Consider the following 12,340-nt stretch of genomic DNA (forward strand, 5'->3'; position numbering starts at 1 on the left):
CACACCTACAAATACCTCGCCAGTTTGTAGCTGTTGTGGTTAACAGTTAAACATCTGTATTTGGGATAAAGAAGTGCTGTTAACTTGACAAACTTTAAAAACATTGACGAGGCGACCTTTACCCTAGAAATAGGAGTTAAACTCATGGGAGTTTTCGTTTTAGATTCCCACAAAAAACCATTAAATCCTTAACATTAAAACTGCTAACCAAACAGTTCAAGGTATTAGCCACAAATACTGTAAACCTATTCACAAAGCGGATGGATATAACTATGCAACATAATAATGGTCCCTCATTTCCTCTCATCGCTAACCTGATGAGAGGTTTAGCGAGAGTCTCCATGAGGGCGGAAAGATGAATCAATGGTATAAGTGGTGGTTTAAATGGTGGGTTTGGATGGGAATAACTATTTTTATCATTGTTATATTAAGCGAACCTCCCCGTCTCTGGTTTTGGCTCGTTTTATTTGTTCTCATTATATTATACGGCTTTGAGCGATCAATTAATTCCGATTCTTAATTATCACTTGTTTGATAACTGAAGGGCTACGAAAAGTACACACCTGTACCGAAGGTCAGTGCGGGTAGTTTACGATTATATAGTTGTTCTCTTCCCAATCTTTCTATACTTAATGGAATTATTTTAGATTGTCCTTCCCAAATTGACTTTATTAAGACCTTCCCTCCTGATATAAGCCCTAATGAAATCAAACAAAATACATGGTTTATTTATAGTTTTAGTTAGTATGATCTTCTTACAATTGTCCAATTTAAAAGAAATTGCGGAAATGTTGAGGTAATAAAATAATGTCTTATATTTTGATCATTATTCTAGCTATATTCATGTTTTTAGTGGTACAAATGATCCAGGCATTTTCTACCTCAATGTTGATTGGAATAGTATCGAAACTTATTCATTCAACTCCACGAAACTCTAAAACATCACATTTGATTCGAGGATTTTATATTCTAAATATAACATTATTCTTTTTATTGACTACTTGTTTGTTACAAGTTTTGGTTTGGGCAGCTAGTTTTGTCTTTATCGGACAATTTTCCAATTATTATGAAGCCTTCTATCACTCTGCTGTGAATTTTGCTACACTCGGTTATGGAGACATTGTTATGGAATATCCTTGGAAGGTTCTAGGGGCACTAGAAGCTATTAGCGGGGTCTTGATGTTGGGTTTGTCTACAGCAACTTTATCTACAGTTTTCCATCAACTTTTGAAATTACGAAGACGAAGGGAAACATAATTGTGCAAATTCTTCATCAGTCATGCTCATGCCATATCCTCAGACGCTATCTTGGGTGTCATTGACGCCAATCAAATCCAACAGATTGGGACAGAGATAGGCTTCGGCATCGCGGCGAGGACGGTTAAACACAGTGTCAACCTCGTGAGGTGTTGCGGGTCTGATCGCGATCGGTTCAGTTCTATAAATAGCTTCGACCCGCAGGATGCCATCCACCCGATGAACAGAATGGTTGGTCACATCAAAGCGCAGAGTACCCTCAACCCACAGAGCCGGATTGGTCAAACCTTGAGCGCGTTCTGTAGCAATCACATTGATGGGCTCAAGCGCCTCAACGCGGACGACCTGGTGGGAGGGCGGCGGAGGCATGTGGCTACAGTAAGGTAGGGAGGGAGTCAGCAAAAACTGAGTCATCTGGCGATCGCTCACCCACTTGAGGGGCAATGCCAACCCCAATAGCTTAACAGGCTTTTCTTCCATCCGAGGGTTGTAGACATGCTGAATGCGCTGCTGGCGGATGACCTCGCGCTGGGAAAGCAGCCAGTCAGCATCAAGACCATCTTGGGCAAAAGTTTGCCGAATAATAGTGGCCCGCTGAGCCGAGGGACCATCGGGTTCGGCTTTGCCACTTTTGAGCAACCAGTTAATGCGGCTCAGCCAGCGCAAATGTTGCAATTGTTCCTCTGACAACTGCCCATAAGGGTCGTCAAAAGCAATGCTTGCCTGGTCGGGCAGGAGATTATCCCAGGACCGTAATAATGAGGGAGTATTCATGTTCAAAATGAAGTTTGTCTGTAGCTTATAGAGTTGATTTTTGTCAAGTTGTCTTTCATAATCAAAGCCAGGGTTTCATCTGGACGTTTGAAGAATGAACTTTTCTTCAGAAAAAATTAGTACTCTTATTCTGCCGAAGACAAGGCGTTTTTGTAAATCACGCCGTCCTTCATAATCACAACAAAGTTCTGCTCGGGGTCGGCCACTAAGTCCAGGTCTTCGAGGGGGTTGCCATCCACCAGGATCATGTCAGCATAGGCCCCTGACTGGATGACGCCAAGAGCTCCATCGGGGTAAGGATTTCGTGGGCCACAAAGCGCCAGTAGTTCAGCATTCGTTGAGGTAGCCATCTTTAACGCCTCGAAAGGGGTGAACCATTTTTGCAACTTGGCTAAAAACTTACCCTGCTTCTTGGTCTGTTGAGGATCAAACAGCATGTCACAGCCGAAGGCAATCTTCAGGTTGTGCCGCCTCGCGCACTCCATAGCATGGTCGAGCCCGGAGACACACTGCTCGTACTTGGCCGTGCTGATGGGGTTCTCAAAGACCAACCGATCTTCATCATTACCCATGGGTTGCATACTCCACCAAACCCCCTTCTCTGCCATCAGTTTTGCAGTGTCATCCTCCATGAAAAACCCATGTTCGATTGATGATCACAACTTTAACATCAACGATGATGGCTCATCAGTTAGGGGGCAAACCAATTTATACCGTACTTTTACAACGAATGTTAAGCGATAAATCCGAAGATATCTAGTCAATCAGAATAGTTTAATTAATCTCTTTGACCATAGCGTTTAACCCAGGGATTGGCTGTTAAACCATGGGCTAAAACACTTAAAATTATTGTCCAAGCAACAGTCATAGCAATAGTGCTACCACCAGACAGTTGCTCATTTAACACAATTACAGCGAAGACAATACTGGCTAATCCCCTTGGACCAAACCATCCCACAAATAGTTTACTTTCTAGATCTAAAGGAATCCCTAATAAACAGAGAAATACGGGCAACATACGAATTATTGTCAGACTTAAGATACCATAGATGAAAAATTGCCAACTAAATTGACCAATAGCAATACTCACGATGGCTGAACCAAAGGCTACCCAAGTAAGGAGAGACATCGTATCACCAATAGCTTCTGAAGCTTCTAAAAGTTCTTTCTTATAAGATTTGGCAATACTACCAAAAAGAAGCCCGCCAACAAAACAAGCAATAAAGCCACTCCCTCCTAAAATTTGAGCAGTAGCAAAGCAGGCAACAGCTAGAGCAGGCACTAATACTTTTTCCCAAGTTTCAGAAAGCCAATTGCGGCGAAAGGCGAATGCTCTTAATTGGGTAGCGATCATCACAAAACTAGCAGCAACAAGTACACCAATACCAATTTCTTCAATAAATAATTTAAACACTAATTGAGTTGTAGTGTTTTCATAATTTTGCTTGGTTGCCACAGCCAATAATGCAAATAGGATGGGAACGCAAATACCGTCGTTAAGACCACTTTCCACATTCAAATCTTCACGAATTTGATCCGGTACCAAGGGATTGGTAACCACTGCTTTACCAAGAGCTGCGTCTGTTGGCGCAAGCATTGTACCTAGAATTGCCGCTTCAATTAAACTCAAATCTTGAAACAGTAGCTTAGCAACCACAAAACCAAATAGTATAGTGAGTGGTAATCCTATTATAAGAAGGCGAAAGGGTAGGCGAATACTGCTTTTGAGTACAGCTAAATTGGCATTGGAGGCATCTGTAAAAAGAATTAAAGCCAAAGTTAATTCAACAATTGCTCTGAGATTTTCAGAGTTAACATTTAGGTTTAAAATCCCTAACCCAAAAGGACCAAATAATAAACCAAAGGCAATAAATATCATGGAACTTGAGATCCAAGTTTTTTCTAAAGGTCGGGCGATTAGACTATAGAAAAAAACGAATACTGCTAGAATAGCCCAATCATCATAAGGCGCAATCATCAAACTCCTCCTTGTATTTAAGTATCATTACGGATAGCCCGCTCAAAGCGGTAGAAAATCAAAGCACCGAAAACTGCCAACCAAAACCAGAGTCTAGGCGGTTCACTAAACAAAACAATCAAGAAAACAACAAATCCAACTATCGTCGATCATTTTAAAAACCAAGGCCAGCAATCTTGTTTCATAAATTCTCCTTATCAATTTAAGCCATCATATTTTTTCAGAGTCTCTGATGGTAACTCACCAAATATAAATTTATAATCTTTGGCAAAACGGCTTAAATTCCAATATCCCCACTGATGGGCTATATTCATAACCGACATGATTTTAGGGTCTACTTCTTTCAGCGATCGCCTTGCTCCTTGTAATCTTTGAATTTTAATATAGTTCATGGGAGTTGAACCAAAAATCTTCTCAAAACTATAGAAAAGGGTACGACGGCTGATACCTAAATGAGTGTAAATATCTTTTAAAGTGAGAGGTTTATTCAGATTAGCATGAATAAAATCTATTGCTTGAGTTACTAATTGATCCTTGTTTAACGAACTCTGATTTAGCCTAATATAAGATTTTTGTTTTTGTCGAGGAATTGCATCGATTAAAATTGGTAACAAATCCCCTAAAATAATTTGACGATAATCAGCTCTTTTCAATAAAGATGATCGAGATTTAATCAGGCAAAATAATTCTTTAATATAGTTACGATATTCACAACTTTTTTTCTCTAAGTCTATAAAGTCTTTTTGGAAAAATTTACTTTCTAATAAATCTTCACGACGCATTTTCTGACAAGTTGAAAAAAATAAATTTTTCTCAATTTGAAGATCACAAATTAGACTATCTCTTGGAATAATAGAATTTGCACCCCGATTAGGATCAAAACTATTAAGTGTATTAATATTTATCACCTGGTTATGTTCAAGAGGATATCCTCCTAATTTCAAGTAAATATCAAAATGTAAAAATCCTTTTCGTCTTTTTCCAATGTAATGTAATGGAGAAAATGAATTGGCAAAAAACAATAAAATTTTATCAAAATCAACTTGATAAACTTCGATTTTAAAAGGTTCATAACTAAGAAGATTAATTTTGATTTCTCGATAAATATTTAATTGTTCAACTAATTGATCAACGTCATTAAAATTATGGGAATCAAAAAAATTTAGATTTGAACTCAATAGATTATTATACATTTATGTTGTAATCTGCTGAAAAAGTACTCTAATATATAGCATTTTAAAGGACTCATGAGGTACACTTATAGCAATGAGCGTTGTACTGTTAACAATATTTATATTTACAGATCCCCCCAACGGTAGGTTTTTAACATTTCGGTGAGGACGGGACAACTCACATCTTGCATCTTTATCACTCATTTACTGGTGGGGGTTGAGTAATGAGTTTTGAAGTAATGAGTTTTGAAGTAAGAGAATTGATCCTAAACGCTTAAAAATTGATTCTCCCTTGTCGGCCAATTTCTGTACTTTTGTTTTGGTGCTTTGATATGGGACTCCGGGAGGAACGAAGACAAGGAGACAAGGGAGATAATACAATTAAAACAGCGTGTTTTCATACTAATGTACACCTAAAATACAGATACTTCCTTGTCCACTTTCCCTCCTTGTCTACCTTGTCTTACTTTTACTACAAGCTCTTTGTAAAAAACCTACCCTTGTGAGGTCACCCCCCTGAGGTACTTTACTTGAGTGTAATAGCCGAGAGCCCACTAATATCCCACTCTTCGGGGGCAACCAAAAATGTTTTGGTCCACTGCTCGATACTCAGGGGTGAGAAGCAGCCTTTTACTTCAGGCTGGTATCGGATCGGCTGTCCGGGGTTGACATCCTTAAGCACTATCGAATCTTTAACCACGATTTTGCCATTGACAATTACATAGGGGATGCCAGTGCTGGGCTGCGCCCCTTGGGCATAGGTTCCGTTGTCCTTGACGTTTTCTGGATCAAAGATGGTGATATCCGCTACCATACCTTCCTGCATACGACCCCGTACCTGCATCGACTCTAGCCCTGCATCCCCCAAATATTTGGCCGAGTTGTAGCTCAACTGGGCCAGCACCTGCATGAGGGGAATCTCGTTTTCTTTGGCTAATCGCAGGCTAATCGCATGGGCACCTGCTGTGCGGGGATGGGTATTGGGCAACTGGTCGTAGGGCGTATCCCAGGGGAAATCGCCGGGAATCGGCATGGCATCACTGCCCATAGTCACCCCCGGTAACCTCAGCCAGCCAAGAATCTCCTCCTTGGGCATCTTGAAGACCACAACTAGGGTTGCGGGAGCCTTTTTCAAGGTCTTTTCATAGCTTTCCTGGGTGTAGAAGGTGTTGGTAACGGGATCCAACAGAGTATTTTCGTACTGATAACCAAGTTGTTTGACCCATACTTCTGGTTTCAGAAAAACGGCGTTAATGGTGGTCGAACCTGCCGCATAGGGATATATTTCACCCCAAACGTTATGTCCTCGTTGCCGCAGAGCGACAAGCAACTCGTGGATCATCTGCCAGCCAGGATTATTAAAGTGACAGATGATAGCTGGCTGTCCCAGGGCTAAGGCATTGCCAAGAATTTCCTGGGCACCGTTGGGTTCAGTGGTCGATGTACCTGGTGTTGAACGCAAGTGAACAGAAACTAATCTCCCATAGTTAGCAGCCACTCGTTGCGCCTCAAACATCTCGCGGGCGGTAACTCCACCGCGCATATATCCAACGGTAGAACCCAGACCAATAGCCCCAGCCCGAAGCCCCTCATCCAGAATTTGGAGAATCTGATTACCCTCTTCCAGGGTCGGTTTTTTTACCGCCCAGTTCATCCCAGCTCCGCGACTCTTCTGAGCATCGGGAGCATCTGGAGCCTTAGCCCGATCCAGGACTAAAGACCGGGCCAGTTCATGACTCACTGTTGCCCCGTAATTGACCTGGGACTTACCTTCCCGTTCCTGGTACCACTGCTCCATGATGGTGCCGAGAACACCAAACTCACAGTCCATAACAGTGGTGCATCCGTCCCGCAGAGCCAACTTAAAGCCCATAGGACGAACCCAATGAAAATGAGTATCTATAAAACCCGCTGTTACTATGTGACCCGTGGCATCGATGGTTTCTGCTCCGTCAATTGTCGTTTCCGTAATGACAGCAATTCTTCCATCTTTAATCCCAACATTGCTAACGGCATCGAAGTTGGTTTCAACGTCTATAACTCGACCATTGGCGATCGCCAGATCGTAATTGTTCATCTTTCCGCCCTCATGGAGACTCTCGCTAAACCTCTCATCAGGTTAGCGATGAGAGGAAATGAGGGACATAATTTATGTTGCATAGTTATATCCATCTGATTTGTGAATAGGTTTACAGTATTTGTGGCTAATACCTTGAACTGTTTGGTTAGCAGTTTTAATGTTAAAACTACCTGTTGTTCTGACTGCTACTCTACCGACATAAAAGGAACATTAGAAAGACCACAATCAGCACATTTACGTTGCCTTTTTTCTAATAAATATTTAACTCCTATTTCTAGGGTAAAGGTCGCCTCGTCAATGTTTTTAAAGTTTGTCGAGTTAACAGCACTTCTTTAGCCCAAATACAGATGTTTAACTGTTAACCACAGAAGCTACAAACTGGCGAGGTATTTGTAGGTGTGATGGCTTTAAAAACGTAGTTTGATAAAACTAAGACTGGTCAACTATAGGCTTTTGCAAGCCCCCACTATCATCGGTACTCCGATGATCGTGGTGGGATGTTGACGATGACTTTGGATATATTAACTATCTATTAAAGTATCATTAATTTAACTTTCTCAAAGTCATGAAAGTGCAACCTATAAATTAAGTTTTGTTTGTGTTACAAATTGACCTTTATTAAGAGATTATGCTGGAGAGAGTTTGATTACTTATTTTATTAACTATATGCAAGTTTATTCATATATGCGCATCAGAAATAGATACAAAGAACTCGTCCCTTTCTCAAACAATTATTGTTACTGTAATAAAAGGAAATTTGTGCCATTGGATCCGGTGTGGTAGGATTCAGCGTGAAACAAATTGATCGCAGATTAAAAATTTCTGGTGCATAATGGAAGTCAGAAAATGTACGTCAAGTACTTAAGAATAATTATAGTATTATAATGCTACATAATGAGAAATTTTGTTCTAACCACAATGACTTGCTGCCCTTACAGTTAACTAAAATTGTAGTTAACAAAATTCTAACTCTTAAAATAATAGAATCATCTCATGAGAGAAAATGACAGAAACAAATAAAAAACATCAACTAACTCATCAGGAGTCATCTTCAGTTAAGGAAGCATCCCCAGAAAATGATAATCTCAAGAAGAATAATTCTTCAAATCAAATAAGCAAAAAAACACCTGTTTTAATTCGTACATTGCCCTTAATCATTCTTTCAACAGCCTTTTTGGGTTGGAGTTTTCTGGCTCAAGTTCCTGTGAAAGTAGTAGGTCAATCAATTGTTTTAGTTCCTCGTTCTAAAGTTAATTTTTGGTCTCGTAGTAGCGGTAGAGTAGTTAGTATAAAGGTTAAACCAGGAGACAAAGTTGTCAAAGGTCAAGTTTTAGCAGTCATTGAAGCTGCCGAGTTAAGAGAAAAATTGTTAACTCAACAACAGGAACTAGCGGAATATGAAGCTGAGAATATTGCAATTACAGAAATAGAAGAGCAACGTTCTCTATTAAAGCGAGAAAGCATCAAAAGACAAAAAGAAACTATTCCTATACAAATAGCAGCGAATAATCAACAAATAGAATCTAATGAACAAGAACGAATTGCGATAACTCGTCAAAGAAAAACTTATCAACAACGGCTCGAACAGATAGATGAAATTGACAAATTAATAGCGGCTCGTTTTGAAGCTTATAATGAACTATCAGAAGAAGGTGCAGTTGCTACCTTGGATTCTAGTCGTATTCAAGCCGAAGATGTTTTACAGAAAAACCTCAATGAAAAAACCCAATTATTAGCAAAGTTAGAAGACTTAGTCGCTAAAGATAAACAGTTAGTATCGCAAAATGAAAGTCTAAAAGCACAAAATCAAAACTTACAAGCGCAGGCAGAAAATCTTGCCTCTCAAGAAGCAGAAATCTCTCTAGACGATTTAGAGTCGGAAATCAAAAGAATCAATACCATTGATAATCTTGAGCGAGAAATTGAGAATACTAAAATTGAACTATCAAATCAAAGCCAGGTAGTGAGTCAATATGATGGGGAAATAATGGAAATTAATGTTAATGTGGGGCAATTTGTGAGTACAGGAACCTCCATCGGTAGATTACAATTGGAAGCATCTCCTAATTCTGAAGAGATTGCTTTGGCTTTCTTTACTCCAGAAAATGCCGATAGGATCAATTCAGGCATGAAAGTAGAGGTCACTCCCAACCTTTTAACAGAAAGACGATTTGGTGGAGCGAGAGAAAGATTTGGAGGTATTGTCGGCACGATCAAGAATGTGTCTAAAGAAACCATTACTCCTGAGGAAGTGACCAGTTTAGTAGGAAATTCCCAATTAGCCGAAGCTTTAATGACTAATCCTGTTCCTTATTCTTCACCAGATCCGGGAGAAGCGAAAAATTTGCCTGTGGTGCAAGTAGAAATTGCTTTAGAGCGAGATCCTGAAAGTGTTACTGGTTTTAAATGGGATAGAGGTACAGAGCCATCTGTACCTATTCCTGAAGGAGCGATTGGTGAAGCAAGAGTAACCTTAGAAAAACGTTCCCCCGTTAATTATTTAATGCCTTTAGTGCGTTGGATTAGTGGAATCTACCGTTAGGAAATTTTGTGCTCTTTCACCCTCACAATTAATTTTTAACTCAACTGATTGACCTTCGCCTTTGGGGGTAGTAATTACCTCTTGAGGTAGCGATCGCTTTTCAGCTTGAGGTCGGTTAAACTTAGTAAAACGAAACCCCAAATTTTTTATGATTCCTTCATCTTTACAAACTTCTTTGAAAGTGGCTATTTCTGGCTCACTTGCCTATGCGATCGCTCAGTTTTTTGGCTTTAGTTTCACGTTTATTGCATCGTTCATCGCTGGGATATTTAGCATGGCTGGACCAGGAATAGCTTGGTTTGCATTTCCTCAACTGACACTAATTTTTGGATTGACGAGCATACTAGGTGTCATCGAAGCCTACTTGCTAGGAAACAATTATATATCGATTTTTATTAATACTTTATTGGCTGGTATATTGTGGTTCTATTTACAATTGCGTGGGTTAGCTTTCAGTTTTTTTGGGCTTGCCATCAAAATGCCAGCCATTATTATTATGAGCGGTAGTTCTGATAAAATAAATATGGGATATGATCTCGTCAGCAGTCTTTTGATTGGTGAAATTGTTGGTTTGATAGTTGGTTCTTTGTTTTGGCCAACCTTCATGAGGGATCAACTTGAGGCACAATTAGAACAAATTCTTGATAATAGCTGTTTATTGATCGAGCAAACTTTTAGGGGTTACTTAGCAGGAAATTTTAATGAGGCAGAATCGCAAGATTTACAATTAAAAATTTTAAAAACTGTCCAAGCCAGCCAAAAGCTATTTAAACTTAGCTCTTTTGACATTACCGCTCGCCAATTGGGGAAAGAAGATTGGAAGTCTATTCTGAAAACTGAAGAAAATATCGCTCTTCATTTATCGGCTATTGTGCGTCTCATTCAAACTAGCAAAGGTATGCATTTATCGGCTAAATTAATAACTGAATTAAGCGACCTTTGTCAATCTTTAACTAACTGTCTTTCCAGGCTTAAAACAGTTATGATAGAGCAGAGTAAAATCTCAGACATCGAGCTGTTAAATCGCAACTTTATCCAACTTCAAGAAACATTGGCTGAAGCGAGAAGCACCGAGAAATTAAAAGCTATGCCCATCTCAGAAGTATTATGCTTTTATAGTCTGGTGCATCGTTTAGGCAAATTGATTGATGAAGTGAGTGCTTGGGGAGAGTTTAGTTCAGATAAATCAGTTGCTCATAAGCTCCTGATGGATCCGTCAATAAATAGGCAACAGAGGAGATTATTGCTCCGCAAATAAAATTAATCATTAATTATCTTTAAATCATCTTATTCCTATGAAAATTTTGAAAATTTTCAATTCTTTTATTTTCCAACTCGCTGTTCTTTCTGCTTTAATTTATTCCATAGGTAATACTTTACCAATTCTAAAAGTTAACTACTTAATATATGGTTTCTGGGTTGCTTTTAACCCTACTATAGGAGAAAATATTGAAGCAAGTAGCAAAAGACTTTTAGGCATTATCGGAGGGGGATTTATTGGCTTTGTTACCATGGTTGCTTTTAATCAAAATACTTTATCTGTAGGCATAGGTTTAGGGTTAACTGTTCTTGTTTGTTATGGCTTGGGTATCCCCAAAAGTGCTGGTCAAGCTATTGTCAGTTTTGTTATGGTAGCGATTGGTCATTATGATATGGGATTAAATCAATATTATTGGGAGCGATTCAGTTATAATAGCGCGGGTGTAATTATGGGAACAATCGCCACTTTATTAATGCCTCCGCCTCTTTCTACAAAACAGTTACAAAAAGGCTTTCAAGACATTTTAATGCAGTGCGGAATTTTCTATCAAGTCCTTGTCAATGAATATCTTAATCCCCAGACAACTGAAGAAAAACAGATCCAGCAATTAGACAGACAAATCAATCAGACATTGGCCAAGAATTCTAAGCTGCTCGGTTCGGCGATGATTGAATTATCCCAAGGGATAGGAAGCTCATCAGAGGAAGAGTCTTTAGAAAATCAAAATCAATTGGTGATAGAAATTTTTCTGATCCTCAGAGATTTAAAACAATTTATTGCCCCTAAGCAGAAAAATCCAGTTGCTCAACTTATCTTACCAGAAATTTCCTATTTGACCCAAACTACTCATCAGTTTTTTCAAGTCTTGGGACAATATTCTCCTGCTAACTTATCCCCTAATCAAGCCTTGACTTTACCAGATTTAACAGAGGCGTTAACCTATCTTGAGCATCGTCTTGAAGAATTAGGTAAAAGTAAACAAAGCCATGATTATGACTTACAACAAGTGATTGAGTTCAGTGCTTGGTTAGATGATTTAAAGGATGTTAGTCATAAATTAATGAGTTTGGGCAAGGTGCGATTATCCAATTCATTATCTAGTAACAGATATAGAATTTCAAAGGACTCATGAGGTACAGTAACCTCAGATCAAAGCATCAAAACCCACTCATTTACTGGTGCTGGTTGAGTTTTGAAGTTTTGAAGTTTTGAAGTAATGAGTTAAAGAATTAATGCTATAGAGTTACTTGATACGGGAACTTCAAAAACAGGGTGT

Annotated in this window: 9 protein-coding genes; 4 read left to right on the forward strand and 5 right to left on the reverse strand. The window is 39.2% G+C overall.

Annotation, left to right across the window (positions count from 1 at the left end; all coding sequences use genetic code 11):
- The first annotated feature begins 993 nt into the window (after positions 1-993).
- Positions 994-1,257, forward strand: a complete 264-nt coding sequence (locus MW688_RS20910) for an ion channel (RefSeq protein ID WP_486737948.1) — start codon at positions 994-996, stop codon at positions 1,255-1,257.
- Positions 1,258-1,296: 39 nt separating this feature from the next.
- On the opposite strand, the gene MW688_RS20915 is transcribed toward MW688_RS20910, so the two are convergent.
- The 5 genes from MW688_RS20915 to MW688_RS20935 all read right to left on the reverse strand — a co-directional run bounded on the left by MW688_RS20915 (position 1,297) and on the right by MW688_RS20935 (position 7,258).
- Positions 1,297-2,031, reverse strand: a complete 735-nt coding sequence (locus MW688_RS20915; RefSeq protein WP_486737949.1) for a DUF3299 domain-containing protein — start codon at positions 2,029-2,031, stop codon at positions 1,297-1,299.
- A gap of 125 nt (positions 2,032-2,156) precedes the next feature.
- On the reverse strand, positions 2,157-2,663 hold the full coding sequence (locus MW688_RS20920; RefSeq protein WP_486737950.1) for an amidohydrolase family protein: 507 nt from the start codon (positions 2,661-2,663) through the stop codon (positions 2,157-2,159).
- Between the two features lie 146 nt (positions 2,664-2,809).
- Positions 2,810-4,009 carry a cation:proton antiporter gene (locus MW688_RS20925; protein ID WP_486737951.1) on the reverse strand — a complete coding sequence of 400 codons (1,200 nt, stop codon included), beginning with the start codon at positions 4,007-4,009 and terminating at the stop codon, positions 2,810-2,812.
- 197 nt (positions 4,010-4,206) lie between these two features.
- On the reverse strand, positions 4,207-5,202 hold the full coding sequence (locus tag MW688_RS20930) for a helix-turn-helix domain-containing protein (RefSeq protein ID WP_486737952.1): 996 nt from the start codon (positions 5,200-5,202) through the stop codon (positions 4,207-4,209).
- Positions 5,203-5,707: 505 nt separating this feature from the next.
- Positions 5,708-7,258, reverse strand: a complete 1,551-nt coding sequence (locus tag MW688_RS20935) for an amidohydrolase family protein (protein ID WP_486737953.1) — start codon at positions 7,256-7,258, stop codon at positions 5,708-5,710.
- 1,006 nt (positions 7,259-8,264) lie between these two features.
- On the opposite strand from MW688_RS20935, the gene MW688_RS20940 reads away from it, so the two are divergent.
- The 3 genes from MW688_RS20940 to MW688_RS20950 all read left to right on the forward strand — a co-directional run bounded on the left by MW688_RS20940 (position 8,265) and on the right by MW688_RS20950 (position 12,196).
- Entirely contained in the window at positions 8,265-9,803 is a 1,539-nt protein-coding gene (locus MW688_RS20940) for an NHLP bacteriocin system secretion protein (protein WP_486737954.1), read from the forward strand.
- 148 nt (positions 9,804-9,951) lie between these two features.
- Positions 9,952-11,061, forward strand: a complete 1,110-nt coding sequence (locus MW688_RS20945) for an aromatic acid exporter family protein (protein WP_486737955.1) — start codon at positions 9,952-9,954, stop codon at positions 11,059-11,061.
- Positions 11,062-11,098: 37 nt separating this feature from the next.
- Positions 11,099-12,196: an aromatic acid exporter family protein gene (locus MW688_RS20950; protein ID WP_486737956.1), complete on the forward strand. Its 1,098-nt coding sequence runs from the start codon at positions 11,099-11,101 to the stop codon at positions 12,194-12,196.
- Positions 12,197-12,340 lie beyond the last annotated feature (144 nt).

It is taken from the genome of Johannesbaptistia floridana (genome assembly GCF_057440575.1).